At 56.1% G+C, this 16,417-nt stretch carries 24 protein-coding genes, 1 tRNA gene and 2 pseudogenes; 20 read left to right on the top strand and 7 right to left on the bottom strand.

What is annotated here, in order from left to right; translation table 11 throughout:
- Nucleotides 1-12 precede the first annotated feature (12 nt).
- From JCM13583_RS07830 to JCM13583_RS07785, 10 genes and pseudogenes are all read left to right on the top strand, one after another.
- Nucleotides 13-392: pseudogene (locus tag JCM13583_RS07830) on the top strand (transcriptional regulator).
- A 42-nt stretch (nucleotides 393-434) separates the two neighbouring features.
- The gene (locus JCM13583_RS07825; RefSeq protein WP_075057282.1) at nucleotides 435-722 is read left to right on the top strand and encodes an XdhC family protein; all 288 of its coding nucleotides are present in this window, start codon (nucleotides 435-437) and stop codon (nucleotides 720-722) included.
- Nucleotides 723-859: 137 nt separating this feature from the next.
- Entirely contained in the window at nucleotides 860-1,171 is a 312-nt protein-coding gene (locus JCM13583_RS07820) for an XdhC family protein (protein WP_075057281.1), read from the top strand.
- A 189-nt stretch (nucleotides 1,172-1,360) separates the two neighbouring features.
- A complete protein-coding gene (locus JCM13583_RS12715; RefSeq protein WP_162509608.1) occupies nucleotides 1,361-1,912 on the top strand; it encodes an FAD binding domain-containing protein in 552 nt (183 codons plus the stop codon).
- The gene (locus JCM13583_RS12710) at nucleotides 1,909-2,235 is read left to right on the top strand and encodes a hypothetical protein (RefSeq protein ID WP_171823521.1); all 327 of its coding nucleotides are present in this window, start codon (nucleotides 1,909-1,911) and stop codon (nucleotides 2,233-2,235) included. Before JCM13583_RS12715 ends, JCM13583_RS12710 begins: the two co-directional genes overlap by 4 nt.
- A gap of 4 nt (nucleotides 2,236-2,239) precedes the next feature.
- Nucleotides 2,240-2,752, top strand: coding sequence for a (2Fe-2S)-binding protein (locus JCM13583_RS07810; RefSeq protein WP_075057280.1), 513 nt, complete (start codon nucleotides 2,240-2,242; stop codon nucleotides 2,750-2,752).
- Nucleotides 2,753-2,759: 7 nt separating this feature from the next.
- Nucleotides 2,760-3,062 carry a hypothetical protein gene (locus JCM13583_RS07805; protein WP_075057279.1) on the top strand — a complete coding sequence of 101 codons (303 nt, stop codon included), beginning with the start codon at nucleotides 2,760-2,762 and terminating at the stop codon, nucleotides 3,060-3,062.
- Nucleotides 3,031-3,795: a molybdopterin-dependent oxidoreductase gene (locus JCM13583_RS07800; protein WP_075057278.1), complete on the top strand. Its 765-nt coding sequence runs from the start codon at nucleotides 3,031-3,033 to the stop codon at nucleotides 3,793-3,795. The genes JCM13583_RS07805 and JCM13583_RS07800 overlap by 32 nt, the downstream gene beginning before the upstream one ends.
- A 231-nt stretch (nucleotides 3,796-4,026) precedes the next feature.
- Nucleotides 4,027-4,239 (top strand): molybdopterin-dependent oxidoreductase, encoded by a 213-nt coding sequence (locus JCM13583_RS07790; RefSeq protein WP_171823520.1) that lies wholly within the window; start codon nucleotides 4,027-4,029, stop codon nucleotides 4,237-4,239.
- Nucleotides 4,215-4,712 (top strand): molybdopterin-dependent oxidoreductase, encoded by a 498-nt coding sequence (locus JCM13583_RS07785; RefSeq protein WP_075057276.1) that lies wholly within the window; start codon nucleotides 4,215-4,217, stop codon nucleotides 4,710-4,712. Before JCM13583_RS07790 ends, JCM13583_RS07785 begins: the two co-directional genes overlap by 25 nt.
- 254 nt (nucleotides 4,713-4,966) lie before the next feature.
- On the opposite strand, the pseudogene JCM13583_RS12700 reads toward JCM13583_RS07785, so the two are convergent.
- A pseudogene (locus JCM13583_RS12700) lies at nucleotides 4,967-6,443 on the bottom strand (gamma-glutamyltransferase).
- Nucleotides 6,444-6,519: 76 nt separating this feature from the next.
- Between JCM13583_RS12700 and JCM13583_RS07770 the strand changes: the two are divergent.
- Nucleotides 6,520-7,044, top strand: coding sequence for a hypothetical protein (locus JCM13583_RS07770; RefSeq protein ID WP_075057273.1), 525 nt, complete (start codon nucleotides 6,520-6,522; stop codon nucleotides 7,042-7,044).
- A 267-nt stretch (nucleotides 7,045-7,311) separates the two neighbouring features.
- On the opposite strand, the gene JCM13583_RS07765 is transcribed toward JCM13583_RS07770, so the two are convergent.
- From JCM13583_RS07765 to JCM13583_RS07755, 3 genes are all read right to left on the bottom strand, one after another.
- Nucleotides 7,312-7,479: a hypothetical protein gene (locus tag JCM13583_RS07765; protein ID WP_162509605.1), complete on the bottom strand. Its 168-nt coding sequence runs from the start codon at nucleotides 7,477-7,479 to the stop codon at nucleotides 7,312-7,314.
- Entirely contained in the window at nucleotides 7,476-7,862 is a 387-nt protein-coding gene (locus JCM13583_RS07760; protein WP_075057272.1) for a hypothetical protein, read from the bottom strand. Before JCM13583_RS07760 ends, JCM13583_RS07765 begins: the two co-directional genes overlap by 4 nt.
- 90 nt (nucleotides 7,863-7,952) lie before the next feature.
- Complete coding sequence (locus JCM13583_RS07755) at nucleotides 7,953-9,023, bottom strand: aspartate-semialdehyde dehydrogenase (RefSeq protein WP_162509604.1); 1,071 nt, start codon at nucleotides 9,021-9,023, stop codon at nucleotides 7,953-7,955.
- 286 nt (nucleotides 9,024-9,309) lie between these two features.
- Between JCM13583_RS07755 and JCM13583_RS07750 the strand changes: the two genes are divergently transcribed.
- From JCM13583_RS07750 to rnhB, 3 genes are read left to right on the top strand one after another with little or no spacing between them, the layout of a single operon-like run.
- Complete coding sequence (locus tag JCM13583_RS07750) at nucleotides 9,310-9,645, top strand: hypothetical protein (protein ID WP_075057271.1); 336 nt, start codon at nucleotides 9,310-9,312, stop codon at nucleotides 9,643-9,645.
- 21 nt (nucleotides 9,646-9,666) lie between these two features.
- The gene (locus JCM13583_RS12695; protein ID WP_162509640.1) at nucleotides 9,667-9,762 is read left to right on the top strand and encodes a hypothetical protein; all 96 of its coding nucleotides are present in this window, start codon (nucleotides 9,667-9,669) and stop codon (nucleotides 9,760-9,762) included.
- Nucleotides 9,741-10,295 (top strand): ribonuclease HII, encoded by a 555-nt coding sequence (gene rnhB / locus JCM13583_RS07745; RefSeq protein ID WP_162509603.1) that lies wholly within the window; start codon nucleotides 9,741-9,743, stop codon nucleotides 10,293-10,295. The genes JCM13583_RS12695 and rnhB overlap by 22 nt, the downstream gene beginning before the upstream one ends.
- On the opposite strand, the gene JCM13583_RS07740 is transcribed toward rnhB, so the two are convergent.
- Nucleotides 10,283-11,371 carry a tetratricopeptide repeat protein gene (locus JCM13583_RS07740; RefSeq protein WP_171823519.1) on the bottom strand — a complete coding sequence of 363 codons (1,089 nt, stop codon included), beginning with the start codon at nucleotides 11,369-11,371 and terminating at the stop codon, nucleotides 10,283-10,285. The two genes, rnhB and JCM13583_RS07740, sit on opposite strands and share 13 nt — an antisense overlap.
- Before the next feature lie 167 nt (nucleotides 11,372-11,538).
- On the opposite strand from JCM13583_RS07740, the gene JCM13583_RS07735 reads away from it, so the two are divergent.
- Nucleotides 11,539-11,934, top strand: a complete 396-nt coding sequence (locus JCM13583_RS07735; RefSeq protein ID WP_075057269.1) for a PadR family transcriptional regulator — start codon at nucleotides 11,539-11,541, stop codon at nucleotides 11,932-11,934.
- Nucleotides 11,935-11,951: 17 nt separating this feature from the next.
- Here the strand turns inward: JCM13583_RS07735 and JCM13583_RS07730 are convergent, their stop codons facing one another.
- Nucleotides 11,952-12,386, bottom strand: a complete 435-nt coding sequence (locus JCM13583_RS07730) for a MarR family transcriptional regulator (RefSeq protein WP_075057268.1) — start codon at nucleotides 12,384-12,386, stop codon at nucleotides 11,952-11,954.
- On the bottom strand, nucleotides 12,383-14,164 hold the full coding sequence (locus tag JCM13583_RS07725) for an MFS transporter (RefSeq protein WP_075057267.1): 1,782 nt from the start codon (nucleotides 14,162-14,164) through the stop codon (nucleotides 12,383-12,385). The genes JCM13583_RS07730 and JCM13583_RS07725 overlap by 4 nt, the downstream gene beginning before the upstream one ends.
- 100 nt (nucleotides 14,165-14,264) lie before the next feature.
- Between JCM13583_RS07725 and JCM13583_RS07720 the strand changes: the two genes are divergently transcribed.
- From JCM13583_RS07720 to JCM13583_RS07700, 5 genes are all read left to right on the top strand, one after another.
- Entirely contained in the window at nucleotides 14,265-14,600 is a 336-nt protein-coding gene (locus JCM13583_RS07720) for a hypothetical protein (RefSeq protein ID WP_075057266.1), read from the top strand.
- Nucleotides 14,533-14,802 (top strand): hypothetical protein, encoded by a 270-nt coding sequence (locus tag JCM13583_RS07715; protein ID WP_162509602.1) that lies wholly within the window; start codon nucleotides 14,533-14,535, stop codon nucleotides 14,800-14,802. The genes JCM13583_RS07720 and JCM13583_RS07715 overlap by 68 nt, the downstream gene beginning before the upstream one ends.
- 55 nt (nucleotides 14,803-14,857) lie before the next feature.
- On the top strand, nucleotides 14,858-15,514 hold the full coding sequence (locus JCM13583_RS07710; protein ID WP_075057264.1) for a triose-phosphate isomerase: 657 nt from the start codon (nucleotides 14,858-14,860) through the stop codon (nucleotides 15,512-15,514).
- Between the two features lie 117 nt (nucleotides 15,515-15,631).
- The gene (locus JCM13583_RS07705) at nucleotides 15,632-16,201 is read left to right on the top strand and encodes a hypothetical protein (RefSeq protein ID WP_162509601.1); all 570 of its coding nucleotides are present in this window, start codon (nucleotides 15,632-15,634) and stop codon (nucleotides 16,199-16,201) included.
- A 37-nt stretch (nucleotides 16,202-16,238) separates the two neighbouring features.
- A tRNA-Gly gene (locus JCM13583_RS07700) sits at nucleotides 16,239-16,313 on the top strand.
- The last annotated feature ends 104 nt before the right edge of the window (nucleotides 16,314-16,417 follow it).

Genomic DNA, 16,417 nt, shown 5'->3' with positions numbered 1-16,417 from the left:
CATGTGGTAATCATGGTCATTGACGACAACTCGCAGGAGGATGTTGACCTGGAGAACTCAATATTCAAGGAGATCCAGAATGACATAGAGACTGTCAAGAGGCACATAACCATAATAACGACTCTTTTAAGGGAACAGCCAGCGGGCATAATCAGGATTTCACAGGTCACAAAGATGCCGGAGCATAAGATCAGGTATTCCCTAAGGATCCTTGAGAGGGAGGGGGGGCTCATTGAGCCATCGAGAGAGGGGGGGCAATACTGACCCCCCCAAAGTTCGTGGATAACAAGCAGAAGATCGCCGAACAGGCGAAGAAGCTGGCCAAGGAGATGGAGGAGATCTACGAAAACCTCAGGGTCTCTCTAGGCGAAGCCAGCTCCCAGAAGAAGTGAGGCAAGTAAACGGATAAATACCGTGAAGGCAATACATAAAACATGGATTCGGCTGAATTCGCGGGCATTCTCAGTGACATGGTCAAGAGGGGGGGCGACAGGTTCGTGGTCGCCACGGTGGTGGCCACATCAGGCTCCTCCATAGCGAAGCCCGGGTTCAAGGAGATAATATCTGAGAGCGGTGAAATAGTGTGGGGGGGCACGCTTGGTGGTGCATGCCCCGAATCCGTAATAATAGATGAGTCTCTCTCTGTCCTGAGGAAGGGGGGGAGCCTAAAACAATCAGGATACACCTGGAGAAGACTGAGGCCGCTGTCCAGGCCCTGCTGAGGAAGGAGGAGAACGAGATCTACGTGGAGACATTCTGTGGGGGGGGACAGATAGAGGTGTTTCTTGAACCATACCTGCCTAGGGAGAGGATGATAATAGTGGCCCAGGGGGGGGCAGGGATGACATAGAGGACAGCCTTGTGGCCCTCGGCAAGAAGATCGGTATGGAGGTCGTGGTATTCGACCACGCCCCCGCAGCTCAGGGAACAGCCAGACAGGCTCATCTCCGGCCTATCGGGCGAGCTTGAGCAGTTCCAGACATCCGACAGGGACTATATAGTCGTCCTAACCAAGGGCGAGAGGGACATACAGACGCTCAAGGACCTCAGCGGCAAGAAGTTCAGGTACATCGGCCTCCTGGCAAGCAGGAAGAGGGTGCAGTACGACTTCGAGAGGCTCCGCTCCCTTGGAGTGGGAGAAGATTTCCTGAAGAGGATCCACGCCCCATAGGGGGGAGAACATAGGCGCGGTAACGCCAGAAGAGATTGCGGTGAGCATCATAGCGCAGATCATAAGGGTCAGGAGGGCACCTGTGAAAGAGGAGAGAATGGAAGAAAGTCCAAAAACAAGTGGGGGGGCCTGCTGACGTTTTAGCCCTAATACACATTTAAGTATCTGGAAAGCATGTGAAAGATTGCCATGAGAACGCAGTACTTCGAGTACCTGGCACCGAGTAGCATCGAAGAAGCCGTAAAGATGCTGAAGGAATATGAGGAGGCAAAGATACTCGCTGGAGGCCAGAGCCTCATACCGCTCCTGAAGACCAGGATAACGGTGTTCCCGTACCTGGTATCACTATCGTCCATTCCGGGCCTGAGCTACATATCGCTGGATAAGGACAAGCTGAGGCTGGGCCCAATGACTGTGGTCAGCGACATAGAGTACTCCGGCGACCTCATGAAGAGGCTACCTGTGCTTACTGAGGCGGCCTCACAGATAGCTGATCCGCTCGTTCGCAACATGGGGACAGTGGGTGGAAACGTCTCACACGCAGATCCCAGCAACGATATGCCACCGGTGATGCTGGCACTGCGTGCAAGGTTCACGGTCCAGGGGGGGCCATCGGGCACAAGAGAGATAAGGGCCTCCGACTTCTTTGTGGACACGTTCCAGACAGCGATGAACCACGACGAGATCCTGAGGGAAATATCGGTGGATCTCCCAGAGGGCGCTCCGCAGGCACCTACGTGAAGTTCAAGAAGCGTGCTGGTGACTTCTCCCTGGGAACGGTTGCCCTCAACGTCGTTTTCGAATCGGGGGGGAACACGGTGAAGGAGGCGGGCATCGCTGTGGCATCTCTGGGGGGGCCAAAGCCCCTCGAGATCACCGACGCGGAGGAGTACCTGCGCGGGAAAGAGCTCAACAGCAACGCCGCCGAGCACGTGGCCAGGATCGTATCGGAGAGGGTGGAGCCAGTGGCGGATTACTACGGAGATGTGGACTTCAAGAGGAGGATTGCAAGGGCAATAACCCTTGAGGCCTTCAGGAGGATAAACGTTAAGGTGGGGGGGTGATGGTATGGCAAAGGTGAATGTCAGGATAAAGGTGAATGGCGAGGTGAAGGAGGCCGAAATAGAGCCTAGGACACTTCTCGTGCACTTCCTGCGTGAGGTCGTGGGCCTCACTGGCACAAGGACGGGTTGCGACACATCAAACTGCGGGGCCTGCACGGTCCTCCTGGACGGCAAAGCGGTGAAGTCTTGCACAGTGCTAGCCTTACAGGCGAATGGCCATGAGGTGACCACAGTGGAGGGCCTGGGCAAGCCAGAGCGCCTGCACCCCATACAGAGGGCCTTCATAGAGAAGCACGCGTTCCAGTGCGGGTACTGCACCTCGGGCATGATAATGACTGCCTTCTGGATACTGAGGAAGAACAAGGACCCGGATGAAAAGGAGATCAGGCGCCTGCTCCAGGGCAACCTCTGCAGGTGCACGGGTTATGACAACATAGTTGACGCGATAAAGTACGCTGGCAAGCTGATGAGGGAAGAGGAACAGACCGAGGAGGAAGAGGTAACAGTCAGGAGCTGATGTTGCAATGCTGAAGAGCGACATAAATTTCGTGACCGGTAACACAAGGTACATCGATGACATATTCCTGCCAGGCATGCTCTACATGTCGGTGGTAAGGAGCCAGTACGCCAGGGCCAGGCTCCTATCGGTGAAGGGCGGCATAACCGCAAAGGACATAGGCTTCCTGAGGATGGCATCGGTGGGCGAGGGCGCTTCCGAGGACGCGAACAGCCTGATGCACCCCCGTTCTGGCCTGGGACTACGTGAACTATGTGGGGGGGCAGCCCATTGCGGCAGTGTTCTCCGACGATCCATACAGGTCCCTTGACCTCCTGGAATCTGTTGACGTTGAGTACGAGCCCATGAAGCCGGTTGTGGAACCGGAGGAAGCACTGAAAAGGGAGCCCATACACCCTTCGATGAAGAGCAACATACTTGCAGAGCACGAGCTGGGTGAGAAGTTCGACATAAAGGACGCGCCAATAGTGCTTGAGGACAAGTTCTACAACAGGAGGATCGTCCCGAACCCAATAGAGACAAGGGGGGGCGTGGTGGCCAGCTACGATGGGGGGGACAGGCTCACCGTCTGGACACCCACGCAGTCAGTGGTGGCCATCAGGGAGGGGGGGCTCTGCGGCGTCCTCAACCTGCCAAGGGAGAAGGTCCGTGTCATACAGACGGACACAGGTGGCGCCTTCGGGGGGGTCAAGAGTGCCCTGTACCCGGAGTATGTACTAGCTTCCCTGATCGCCATGAAGGAGAAGAGGCCCGTGAAGTGGGTCGAGACCAGGAGGGAGCACCTCTCCGGGAGCAGGCCAGGAAGAGGTGTGATAGGAAGGATGAAGATATTTGCCAACAGGCAGGGGGGGGAGGGTCCTCGGCCTGGACGGGGGGGAGGTCATCGTGGACGCGGGTGCATATGGCGGAGGAGCCGGCGAGTTCTCATCCAGGTTCATAGCCTACCAGATCACAGGGCCATACGACATAAAGAAAGTGCACATGCATGCACTGGCAGTCCTAACAAACAAGATCATACAGGGCCCGTACCGGGGTGCAGGTAGGCCGGAGGCGGCCTTCTTTATGGAGAGGATGATGGACCTCCTCGCGGACGAGATCAAGATGGATCCTGCAGACGTAAGGCTCGCGAATATGTCTGAGGAGCCACTCACGAGCCCCCCCCTCGGCCTAAAGATAGAGGCGGCAAAGCCATTCTTCACCAGGCGCTCAGGGAGATGGGCTATAAGAAGGGAGAGAAGGCTGGCCTTGCGTTCTTCGTCCTGGTGCCGGCGGCCATGCCGGGGGAGAGTGCCAAGATTTCGGTTAGGGACTCAAAGGTGCACGTGTGGCTCGGCGGGAACCAGCACGGGCAGAGGCACGACGACATAATAGTGAACATACTCAGGGAGGAACTGGGCCTGAGCAGCGAGGAGATCGTGGTGCACAAGGGCGACACAGATGAACTGGGAGAGGGTGTCGGCACATGGGGGGCAGCAGGTCCGCCATGATGGGCGGGACCGCGCTCATACTCACGGCCAGGAAGATCAGGGAAATGGTGGTGAAGGAGCACGGTAAGTACAACCCAGACCTACTGCTGTCCGGCAACTACGAGGCCATGGAGTTCTACCACCACGACACACCGCTGAACTCTTTCGGTGCGAACCTGATCCGGGCACGCGTGGACAACCTGGGGGGGCATGTGGAGATAGAGGACTGCATATCCTACTACGATGTGGGGGGGAAGGCGCTCAGCAGGGAGAACGTGATCGGGCAGGTACAGGGCGGGTGCGCACAGGGCATCGGCCAGACGCTGTACGAAGAGGTCGCTTTCGATGAGGAGGGGGGGCAGCTCATAACCGCATCCATATCCGATGCAGGCGTGCCATATGCGTCGCTGCTGCCGAGGTTCAAGGTGCTCCTGGCGGAGAACCCATCGGAACTCCCATCGCACGCCAAGGGAGTGGGTGAATCGCGACCATAGGTGTGCCGCCTGCGCTGGCCAGGGCAATAGAGCTCGATATAGGCAAGAGGATAAGGGAAACGCCCATAAGGCAGGAAATACTGCTGAGATGATCCATAAGGTGTGCCCAGTCTGCCACTCCGATAGGGTGAGTGGCGACTTCTTTTTTATAATGGGGGACGTACAGGTGCCAGGATTGCGGCTACGAGGGGGCCGTTCATAATAGAAATGGACGATGAAAGTTACAGGTCTCTGCTGGAGGATGACAGGAGGGGTCAGAAGACCTGAGTGAAAGCATCCCCCCCTCTGAGGTCAAATCCAGCCCTTGTCTCGTGCGATACCGTTATTCCCTGGGCGTGGCCCATGAGGCTGTTGAGCGGCTCCACACCCTTTGCTCCTTCTATCCTGAGGCCAGGCTCCACGTAGATGTCCGATGTACCGTAAATGGTCGCTGGGTATGCGAACCTGGGCCTGTCTATGCTCTCCTGTATGTCCAGGCCAAGGTCTATGAGCCTTATCAGGATCTGCACGTTGACCTGCGGCTGGACATCGCCACCCATGCTCCCCAGGAATATCTTCCTGTCCCCCCCGCGGGCCAGCGTAGCCATGAGTGTGTGGAAGCTCAGTTTCCTGGGTGCCACGCAGTTATGGTGCCTCTCATCAAGCGTGAAGTAAGAGCCGCGGTTGCTCATGTTTATGCCTGTGCCGTGTATCGTGTGGCCTGAGCCGAAGCCCATGTAGTTGCTCTGGATAGCGGATATCCCGAAATCTCCGTCAAAGACAGAGAATGCAGTTGTGTCAGAAGCCCCCCCGAATGTCATCTTCCCTGCCCTCTGTGCAACTGACTCCACAGGGCCACTGAGCAGCCACTCTGGAAACCTAACGTACCTCGGGTCGCCTATGTACCTGGCCCTGTAGAAGTAGGCGGTCTCCATTGTTTCTATGGCACTCCTGAAGGTCGAGTCATCGTTCTCCCTGCCTTCGAGGAGCCTCAGCCACACTAATTCTGTCAGACCCTGGCTGTTCGGTGGGTTCGTAAACACATCGTACCCCCCCTGTACCTGACGTGCGGCGCCTCATACACACCAGGCCTATACTCCTCCAGGTCTCCCCCCCTCCTGAGGAGGCCTCCTTTCCTCACCATGTCCTCCTCTATCTTCTTCGCTATCTCGCCTGTGTAGAAGGCATCGAGATCTTCCGAGAGCACCTCCAGCGTCTTTGACAGGTCTCTCTGCACCAGGAGATCCCCCCCTGTCTCCCTTGCGGTGTACGTTGCTTGCCAGTCAGGGTCCTCCGTCATTCCTGACATGAGCCTTATGGCAGCGGCTATCTTCTCGCTCACCCTGAACCCGTTCCTCGCTATCTCTATGGCGTCCCCCCCCATCAGCTCCCTGGGCTTCATGCTGGCCCTTTCGGCCAGGAACTTCCAGGCCGCCGGTATGCCGGGCACCATGAAGGATGCATGCGGGCCTCTCTTCGGGATCTCACTGTAGCCCTTGGACCTGAAGAACTCCGGAGTGGCCGCCTCCGCGGAGAAGCCACTGGAATTGAGTGCGACCGGCTTGGTCTCATCTGTAACCAGGAACATATCGCCGCCCAGCCCGTTCAGGTTAGGCTGCACCACAACAAGGCAAGCGCTGGCTGCGAGGGCAGCATCGTATGCGTTGCCTCCCCCCCTTTCCAGAACCTTCATGGCAGCCTGGTGCTTAGCGGGTGGCTGGTCGCGGCAGCGTAATCTCTCCTGCCTGCCATATCATAACATATCAGTGATGGATAATATGGTTTCTGTGGGCCATTCATTAATTAGGACTCTTGACATGCACAAGGGTTGAACGGCTCTGTTTACGAAAGGGAGCTTGCATCGATACTTTCAGGGGGGGATCCGGGCAGTGTAGAGAGATACTCCAGGCGGGTGGCCCAGGATACGCAGCAGGCAGTCACGGGGGGGCTGATCCAGAGGCCGTTCTATGTGGTGAGGGCTGCCGGGTCGCTGGGCGCCGACCTTGTGGCCGTGAGGGACGATTACACCCTGATAATAGAGGTGAAGAGTTCGGCTAGCAGGAGGCTCTCATTCTCTGAGGCGTCCTACAAGAGGCAGGAACAGGCAGAGAGGCTGGTTGAGCGCTGTTCTAGGGCAGGCCTATTCCTGACATACGCATTCAGGCTGAAAAACGCAAGGGAGGACCCGTGGAGGCTGTTCAGCCTTGGCTCTGTGAGGCCTGGCAGGATGGCACTACTGAAGGCCCTCATACCCGAGGTGGAGCAGACCAGGAGTGGCAATTACCACCTAGTCTGGGAGCACGGTGTCCCACTATCGGTTGTTATAGACTACGTAAACCACGGTACAGTTTAACTGCCCATATCCATTATGTGTAAGGGCCGCCTGGGGGGGCCTAGTCCCTGATGACCGTTCCTGGAAACGAAGTGCGCTCGAAGGACCTCACCAGCACCTCCATGCCAGAGCCCATGGCTATCTCAAGGGAGAGGGGGGGTGTAGCACCTTTGCCCCTGCGGAGCACAGTTCATGCACTTCCCTGAACGTCATAGAGGCAACGGGGGGGCGGCCGTCCAGCAGTATGCCCTCCACGTCCTTGTAGAAGACAACCTTCCTTGCCCCCTATCAGCTTGCCACCGCTGCGGCTGAATAGTCGCTCCCGTTCCTGCCCAGCAGAACGGGCATTCCAGAGGCATCGCAGGCTATGAAGCCGGTCACCACAGGTATCCTGCCACTGGATACGATCTCCGTGACGGCATCCCCGGAGGCCCCCCCGGGAGAGGGTAAAGTCAACCCTGCTGTTCATGGGGGTCGCCGCTGGCCACGAGCAGGCCGCTGTCTGTGTCCACAACCTCTGAGGCTATGCCATAAGATTCCAAGTACATGGATACAAGGCGTGCAGATAGCCTCTCGCCGAGTCCGTAAAAGTACGCCCTTGTGTGCTCCCCCCCGTAGTCCCATGTGGAGACCATGCGCTGCAGCCTCTCGATGAGGAGCCGGGATGACCTCATGAACTGCTTCCTTGCACCGGGAATGCACCTCTCCGCGATCTCCACATGCTGTGAGAGCACTTCCAGGGCAGAGCACGGAATGCCGTTGTTCACGTGCCTCTCCCAGATTGCTACCAGGTTATCGGTAACGCCCTTGAGGCTGAAACCACCAGTACCGGTTTCCAACCGCCAGAGGCCTCCTCCTCGACCCTCTCTCGCAGTTTTGGCAGAGAGTCAGGCCCGGAGAGGCATGAACCCCCCCCGAACTTGAGGACCTCAAGTGCCATCAGAAACCACCCGAGAAATAGGTCTCGGCAAGTAGCACAGCCGCGCCTGCAGCCCCCCCCTTATGGTGTTGTGGACAAGGAGCGAGTACCTGAGCCTCCTGCCTCCGTAAGAGAGGCGGCCAACAGTGACAGCCATTCCACGGGCCCTGTCCGGTGACCCTGCGTCAACATCCAGGACTGGCTGCGGCCTGTCAGGCTCGTTTCTCACTATGATTGGCCTTTCAGGTGCAGTCGGCAGGCGCTTCTCCTGTGGCAAGCCCCCTGAAGCCTTCCATTGACGATACGATCTCCGGGAGATCCTGTTCCTCCTGAAAGTGACCTCCACCACTTCGAAGTGCCCCCTCCTTACGGGCACCCTGGTGCAGAATGGGCTCACCTCAACATCCCATGGCTCTATGGCCCCGGACTTCAGGCGACCGAGCATCTTCCTGGGCTCTGCCCTCAGCTTTTCCTCCTCATTCTTTATGTACGGCACGATGTTTGAGAGGGCATCAAGGATGGCACACCAGGGTAGCCGGCGCCTGAGAGGGCCTGCATTGTCACCACGCTCACCCTCTCTATCCCGAAGCGGACGAGAGGGGGCAAGCGTCAGCACAAGGCCTATGGTGCTGCAGTTTCCGTTGGCTATTATCGAGCCCCCCCTGTTACTGGCAAGCCGCAGGTGCTCCGGGTTGACCTCAGGCACCACGAGAGGTACATCGGGATCCATGCGGTGTGGCGAAGCATTGGTGAAGACTGTAACTCCGCCATTCCTGAGCCTGCTCTCGACCTGGCCCGCAACCTCTGTAGGCAGTGCGCTGAAGACAGCATCGTAGTGCTCTCTTATCACCACATCGGTGTCAAGGCGCTTTATCTCCTTCTCAAGCAGGTCCCCCCCTGACACCGGCCTGTCAGCCAGCTTCAGCCTGTCCCGGAGCCTCTCATTCTCGGAGCGCTCTGACCCGTACAGGTCAGGCTCCTCAAACATGGGGTGGCCTGAGAGGAGCTGGCAGAACCTCTGGCCCACCAGGCCAGTGGCACCCAGCACCGCACACCTCAGCCTGTCACTCATTACCTCCACGCCCTGGGTTGCCTGATCCCCCCCTTAACTCCACATGGGCCGCTGTGCATGTTGAAAAGGTCCTCTCGCTTCCGCAAATAATGGTGATTTCACACATAGCCACGGGTTGGATTTACTGGTTAAAATCGTGACTGATACCCTTATTACCTGCGATAATCATATATCGAAAAGTTCACGTCAAGGAATACATGCTGTACACATTGGTGGGTATCCATAGGAAAAGGATAAAAATAAAAATGATATATGAGAGGGAAAACCAAATAGAGGAGGACTCCCGGGATCCTGTATGAGAACAGCAGCGGGGCTTGCGGTATTCTTCATCGTGCTGGCCCTTTCACTGGCAGCGCTCATCATAGCCATAATCAGCCCACAGCAGGCCATAGCTGTGCTGACAATTGCCATGCTGAGCCTCATTTTTGTCATCCACCCCGCCCTGAGGAACTTCAGGGCCTCTCCCATTGAGCACTCTGCACTCCCCGTAAGGGTGAAGAGGGGGGGTGGGGGGGGAGAACAGGCTGACGATATAGACATATTCTCAGGTTATGCCTCCAGGGTACCCTGGTTCCTGTACATCGTATGTGCCATCATCATAGCCGCGGCAATAGTCATCATAGTGAGGTAGGGGTGTACGGAAGAGGATCTTATAGAGGAATTACAGTGCGGCATAGATGAGGCGGGCCGTGGCCCTGTCATAGGGCCTCTCGTGGTTGCCATGGTATGCGGAGGGCAGGGGAAATAAGGTCCACAGGGGCCAGGGACTCGAAGAAATTGAGCCCAGACCTCAGGAACAGGGTATCTGAGAGGATCATGAAAGGTTTCAATTGGTGGGTGAAGGTCATAGACGCAGAGGCCCTGAACAGGCTCATGGAAAAGGCAACGATAAACGAGATAGAAATGGAGGTCGTCACAGAGCTCGCCTCCGCTGCACCCTACACCGTTTACATGGACTCATTCGATACCGTTGAATCTAGGCCCGGGGGGGAGCTGATTTCAAGGGCAACAGGTAAGAGGGTTATATCGCTACACAAAGCAGATGAAAGAATCCCTGCGGTTTCAGCCGCATCCATAGTGGCGAAGGTCACAAGGGACCGCATCATTAGGGAAATCGCGGAGAAGTACGGGGGGGATTTCGGGTCAGGCTACCCATCAGATCCGAGGACAATCAGGTTCCTGAAGGAATCGATGAGGGAGGGCAGGGACATATCGAAGATCGTGCGAATGAAGTGGAAGACCCTTGAGAGGGTCTCCGGTAAGGACCTCTACGACTTCTGATGCAGGGACTTCCACTGGCACCTCTCACTGTAGAGTGATGCGGATACCGAATACACAGGGTCATCCACGAGTTCGGAGAATATCTTGCCTGCCTCTTCGTATTTCCTCATTTCGTAAAGCAGGAGGCCGACCCTGTACTTCACATCGCTCTCGGCCCCAAGCCTGACCGCTTCCATGCACTCCTCGGTCGCCTCACCAGTTCTGCCAATGGCCTTCAGTATCTCTGCCCTTACTGCGTGGACCTCTGGATCCTCGGCGTAGTCTTCCATTGCGGATTCCACATGTTTAAGAGCGTCCTGCAGGAGCCCCCTCTCCCTCTCGATCCTGGCCAGTGCCAGCAACGCGTCCGGGGGGGCCTCCCTTGAGAGCATGGAAGCCTGGAGCGCATCTTCCATGGCCATGTCAGGGTCATCCAGTGCCATGTAGAGGTCAGAGCGGTCCAGCAGCAGGGTGTAGTCCTCGGGATCTATTTCTATGCACCTGTCAATTATCTCAAGCGCCTCCCTCAGTTTTCCCTGCTCCTCTTTGATTTCGAAGATAGCCCTCAGGGCCTCAACATCGTTTGGGTTATCCTCTGCGATCTTCCTGTAGACCTCCTCTGCCTCGTCATCCATTCCCGCCTCCCTGAGGACAGAGCCAAGGTTGCGGTTACTCTCCTCCGAAGGCTCCAGCGACACTGCCTTCCTGGCCTCCTTGACCGCATCCTCCTCCCTTCCTAGGGCCAGGAGTATCTGGCTCTTAATTATGCTCCTCTCAGCACTCTCCCCCCCTCTCCTTATTGCCGAATTTATGGCCTGTAGGGCCTTTTCAGGCTTTCCATTGTAGAAGAGGGCCAGGGCGTACAGGACGCTGTAATCCGGGTTGTCCTTCTCCAGGGACTGCGCAATGCCTGCAAACTTCTCCGCCTGCTGGTAGTTTCCTATCTGTATCATGCAGTCTGCTGCAAAGGCGTTGTAATACGGGTCCGAGGGATCCTTCTCAAGGAGTGCCTTGATCTCCCTTAGCGCCTCCTCAAACTTGCCCACCGAGTAAAGGGATACAGCGTACTTCACCCTCGATTCGTCTCTCTCCTGCAAAACAAACACTTCCTTGGGCCTTATGCTCTGCATGGATAAATATTTGCGACCTGGAGCCCGGTCACTGGAAAAGTTAATATCGAATTTAGATATCGTGATCCGATAAGCATGTACGGAATGAGGAGGGGAATGAGGCACCACGGGATGTTCGGGGGGGCCTGCGCACCATGATCCTGAGCATGGTATCGAGCGGGCCGAAGAACGGGGGGGCTGAAATAATAAACTCCATAGATACAGCCACAATGGGCTGGTGGAGGCCGAGCCCTGGGTCTATTTACCCGATGCTCTCCTCTATGGTGGAGGACGGGCTGCTGCAGAAGAACAGTGACGGGAGGTATTCCCTGACAGAGAAGGGGGGGCAGGCGGAGCTCGCCGCAAGGAGGTCCATAATGGGCTCCTTCGGGCCCTTCAAGAAGCTGAACTCGCCAGAGGAGGTCATCTCTGAGATAAGGAGCGACCTTGAGTTTCTCATGGACCTGGGGGGGGACAGCCTGAAGGACAGGAAGAAGGATATTGAGGACCTCACGGAGATGATGAAGAAGATCCTCTCCAGGTTAGAATGAAGGGCCGCAACATCGGCTCAGAAGGATCTCTCAACTTTTTCCAGTATTTTCCTGAACTCATCTATTTCTTCTTCGGTGAGCCCGTCGAGGGCCTCACGCAGGAAACGGATGTATATCTTCTCACACTCAGCGAGCTTCGATTGGCCCTCCTCTGTGAGGGTGACGTTCACGAACCTCCTGTCGTTCCTGTTCCTGACCTTCGTGATCAGCCCTTTCTCCTCAAGCGTGTCTATGGTGTCTGTTATCCATGCCGGGCTCATGTTGGAGAGCTCCGCTATCCTGTTCAGTGAGCACTCCTTTTCCTCCCTTAGGATGTAGAGTATCCGGACCTCCACGGGCTTTATGGAGGCCCTTGCGAAGGCCTCCTCCATCTTCCTCTTACCCTCTGTGAACACACGTATGAAGGTGTGCCAGAGGTCAATGAGCTGCTCGTCCTCGCCCCCCCTGATCATCTCTTTCCCACCTGCTGTGTCTTCTCCTTCTCGGCCAGCACACTGCTCACAGCACCCGGCTTACCCTGGGACACCGGCTTCCCCTCTGCGCCAGGCCTCTCCTCCTCTCCGTAGACATAGCGCCTTCCGCGGAGGGCAGAGAGCACTGCCGCAACTGCCAGTATCCCTGCTCCGGCGTAGAACGAGGTGTGCAGGGCCTTCATGAATGCGGGTGCCAGGGTGAGTGGGAACCATGTCTTGCCTGTGAGTATCGCATAGGTTGCCGGGCTTATGTACGATGAGAAGCTGGAAGGCAGTAGCGAGAGGATGGTGCCAACGGGGGGGTTGTAACCCAGGAACGCAGAGAAGAGGGCAGAGGTTGGGGGGGGTATCTTGTCGAACACAGGTATCAGGATTGCCGCACCAGCGGACTGCAGGCCAGCGTTGAAGTATGTGGGCAGGAGCGCGCTCAGTGTCACGAGGACTATGGTGAAGAAGATGCCCATGCTTGAGGTCTGGCCAGTGTTCTGCATCGTCGTCCTCATGCCAGAGCCTGTGCCCCCCCTGTAGTGCGGCGGGAGCGAGTTCATCACTGCGGTTATGTTCGGCGCTGCGAACATGCCCATTCCGGCGCCCATCATGAAGAGGGTGAGCGCGAACGGGATGTAATTGAAGTTGTACGGGAATATTGTGAGTATCAGGAAAGCAGCTGCCGCGACAGACATGCCGAGTGTTGTGAGGAGCCTTGCGCCCATCCTGTCTGAGAGGGCACCGCTGACGGGGCCAAGGGCAACGAAGCCCACCATCATAGGTAGGGTGTAAATGCCTGCCCAGAAGGGCACAGAGGAGTAGGAGTAGCCGTGGAGCGGGAGCCATATGCCCTGCATCAGTATGATTATCATGAACATGGCACCGCCCATACCCATGGACTGCAGCAGGCCTGCAAAGGCACCGAAGGAGAATGGCCTGAAGCGGAAGAGCTTCATGTTGAACATTGGCTGCTCAACGCGTGTCTCCACGAACGGGAAGGCAACCAGGAGTGCAGCGCCAACGGCAATTGTCGCTATGACCATCGGGTCGCCCCCCCAGCCCATGCTCGATCCCTTGTACGGCATGAGGCCGTAGGTTATGCCTATAAGGATGAGCGTGAGGCCCCCCCCGGCGAAGACAGCGTTGCCTGCATAGTCGATCTTCTGGTTCCTGTCCCTCACGGAGGTGTCCTTCAGCTTGAGGTATGACCATACGGTGCCCAGGATGCCCACGGGCACGCTCACCAGGAAAACATACCTCCAGTTGATGGTCGAGAGGATGCCGCCGAGTATCAGTCCCACAAGGGAACCGGCAAGGCCAGCGATCTGGTTTATTCCCATGGCCTTCCCGCGCTCTGTGGCTGGGAAAGCGTCGGTGATTATAGCAGCTGAGTTGGCGAACAGAAACGAGCCGCCAATGGCCTGTATCATCCTGAAGACTATCAGCTCGAGGGCACCCTTATCGCCCTTCGAGGGCGTCAGGAAGAGCAGTATCGAGCCTATCGTGAATATAAGGAAACCGAAGTTGAATAGCCTCACCCTTCCGTATATGTCGGAGAGCCTCCCAACGGTGACAAGGAGAACCGCGGTGACCACCATGTATCCCATGAGTATCCAGAGGAGGTACTGGAACGAAGATGGCAGGAACGGATTAAGATTTATACCTCTGAATATTGCAGGTAAGGAGATCAGCATTATGGTTCCATTGATGGAGGCCATCAGCACCCCTATCGTGGTGTTTGACAGCGCCACCCACTTGTACTGAACCATAGGGGGGGCTAATCGTTTACCGATATAAAAAGTTAATTACAAAATCGTTTACTAATTAATTGTAAGAAAATTCTTTATAACATAAGGAAATTGCCCCCCTATGATTTCACCGAAGGTATCTGTGGTCATAGCTGTGGTGGCAATCCTGATCTTCGGTGGCCTCACATACACCGTTGCCAAGGAAGCGTCATCTTCCACGAGCATATCGATATCCTCATCCGGGGGGGTCCTTTCAATAACCCCTGAACTCACGCCTGATTCGGTGTACAAGGTAAACAGCACCACTGAGCTTCCGGTTTACTACGTGCTACCAGGAATGCAGTACATATGGCTCAACTTCACCATGAACAGCACGGCACCAACGGTCTATGTTTATGATATATCCCCCACTGAACAACACCAGCACCAGCTGGGTAAACCTCACATACTTCAATAAGACCGAGTACCCGTACAACTACATAACGATCAGCAACGCCAACGGCACAGGCATAAAGGTATCACACAGGCTCTACATAAATGAGAGCGCATACGGGATGATGAAGCCTGACACGCCATATGTTGTGCGGATAATACTGATAAGCTCCCAGGACAAGGCCACCGGTCTGGGCCTCATACTAATAAAGCCAGGCCAGGCCTGAAATAATCAGTCTACTGAAATAACCAATTTATTTTACCTTTAGATAATCGAGGGCAATGGCAGACACACTCTACATTGTAAACCTCAAGCATTACAGGAACGCTGTGGGCCGCAGTTTCCGAAGTTTCATGGAATCCATGGGCAGGTTCAGGCATGTGGAAAACGTTGTCTTCGCGATACCCCATGTGAACTTCCCAGACGCACATGCCATGGACGGTTTCAGGTTCTTCGCGCAGGACATAGACCCCCCCAGCGGATTTGGCGCATACACAGGCAGCGTCTCCATGGACGTCGCAATGGAATACGGCATAAGCGGCACGCTGCTGAACCATTCGGAGAGGAGGGTGTCAGACGAGAGGATCGCGTCCGTTGTCCAGAGGGCCGCATCACTATCTTTCGACGTGGTCCTTTGCGCCAGGGATGCGGAAGAGGTTCGCAGGTTCAGTTCCCTGAACTGCAGGTATATTGCCTACGAGCCCCCCCCTGAACTCATCGGCGGGAACATTTCAGTGTCCACCGCGAGGCCTGAGGTAATAAGGCAGGCAGTGGAGATAGCCAGGGCCTCAGGGAAGAGCCTCCTGGTTGGGGCCGGCATAAAGAGCAGGGGAGATGTCGAGAAATCGATTGACCTGGGCGCTTCCGGAATACTCGTTGCTTCGGGCGTCGTTCTAGCAAATTCTCCACCGGATGCGTTAAGTTCATTAATCGTCTGACAATCAGTCCCCCACCATGCAAGGCCGAAGGACAGTACGCCCATCTTTGAGGAACCGAAGTTTGACGAGCTGCAGTTCCTCAGGGATGAGAGGGAACGCGCCAAATCCATCATAGTCGTGTTCATACTGGGCGTACCCCTTGGTTTCCTTTCAGGCTTCCTGATGCTGCAGGGCTACTGGTACCTGTCAATCATCATAATGTTCCTGATCCTACTCTTCCTGAAGCAGCTCATCACCTCACTCGGAATAAGGTTCCCGAAGCGTGCTTCACACAGGTTCTTCATGGGCGCCGAGCTCGTGTTGACATGGCTAGTGTTCTGGATAATCTTCCTGAACCCGCCCCCCCTGCACCTGGTATCGGGCCCTCAGGTGAGCACCCTGCAGGAGATGGAGAGTGGCAAGTTCGTGAACCTCACTGCAACGTCATCCAACCACTATTCCGTGGACACACAGAGCGTAGACTTAAGGATGTACGTGTACTATGTAAAGCCCATAAGCTCCGTCTCGGTCTCATACTATATAGAGGGGGGGAACCCTTCTCAGGTGAATACTGTTAGCAGCACATATACGCAGCCCTGGGTGTACTTTAACCTCTCTGGAACTGTGGGCCAGGTAGACGTGGTGACGGTGCGCGCAGTGGGCAGCAACGGCATTGTAGGGAGCGATACGTTCTACCTCTCCTTCTGAAAAGTAAAAATACACTCTCAACATTTCCCAGTTACCTGCAGGTGTAGTGTAGACTGGTCTAGCACGAGAGCCTTCCAAGCTTTCGACCCGGGTTCAAATCCCGGCACCTGCATAGTGGGTTCTCTTGATGATGTTCTCTCCTCCTGTTCCTTCTCGCAAACGGCTCACGGTGAGGGGTGCTTTTACCATATCCTCCTGCGCCTGCACCCAGTATGG

It is taken from the genome of Thermogymnomonas acidicola JCM 13583, from assembly GCF_001316105.1.
GTDB classification, from domain to species: domain Archaea; phylum Thermoplasmatota; class Thermoplasmata; order Thermoplasmatales; family Thermoplasmataceae; genus Thermogymnomonas; species Thermogymnomonas acidicola.
Note: the sequence above shows the minus strand (reverse complement) of the source record. Positions and strands in the feature narration are given on the sequence as shown.

Bases quoted from the DNA above. Each gene is read 5' to 3' on its own strand.
- JCM13583_RS07825 (WP_075057282.1), top strand. From the start codon at position 435: ATGGATTCGGCTGAATTCGCGGGCATTCTCAGTGACATGGTCAAGAGG.
- JCM13583_RS12715 (WP_162509608.1), top strand. From the start codon at position 1,361: ATGAGAACGCAGTACTTCGAGTACCTGGCACCGAGTAGCATCGAAGAA.
- JCM13583_RS07810 (WP_075057280.1), top strand. From the start codon at position 2,240: ATGGCAAAGGTGAATGTCAGGATAAAGGTGAATGGCGAGGTGAAGGAG.
- JCM13583_RS07805 (WP_075057279.1), top strand. From the start codon at position 2,760: ATGCTGAAGAGCGACATAAATTTCGTGACCGGTAACACAAGGTACATC.
- JCM13583_RS07790 (WP_171823520.1), top strand. From the start codon at position 4,027: ATGCCGGGGGAGAGTGCCAAGATTTCGGTTAGGGACTCAAAGGTGCAC.
- JCM13583_RS07785 (WP_075057276.1), top strand. From the start codon at position 4,215: ATGGGGGGCAGCAGGTCCGCCATGATGGGCGGGACCGCGCTCATACTC.
- JCM13583_RS07750 (WP_075057271.1), top strand. From the start codon at position 9,310: ATGAGAACAGCAGCGGGGCTTGCGGTATTCTTCATCGTGCTGGCCCTT.
- rnhB (WP_162509603.1), top strand. From the start codon at position 9,741: ATGCGGAGGGCAGGGGAAATAAGGTCCACAGGGGCCAGGGACTCGAAG.
- JCM13583_RS07735 (WP_075057269.1), top strand. From the start codon at position 11,539: ATGATCCTGAGCATGGTATCGAGCGGGCCGAAGAACGGGGGGGCTGAA.
- JCM13583_RS07730 (WP_075057268.1), bottom strand. From the start codon at position 12,386: ATGATCAGGGGGGGCGAGGACGAGCAGCTCATTGACCTCTGGCACACC.
- JCM13583_RS07725 (WP_075057267.1), bottom strand. From the start codon at position 14,164: ATGGTTCAGTACAAGTGGGTGGCGCTGTCAAACACCACGATAGGGGTG.
- JCM13583_RS07720 (WP_075057266.1), top strand. From the start codon at position 14,265: ATGATTTCACCGAAGGTATCTGTGGTCATAGCTGTGGTGGCAATCCTG.
- JCM13583_RS07715 (WP_162509602.1), top strand. From the start codon at position 14,533: ATGTTTATGATATATCCCCCACTGAACAACACCAGCACCAGCTGGGTA.
- JCM13583_RS07710 (WP_075057264.1), top strand. From the start codon at position 14,858: ATGGCAGACACACTCTACATTGTAAACCTCAAGCATTACAGGAACGCT.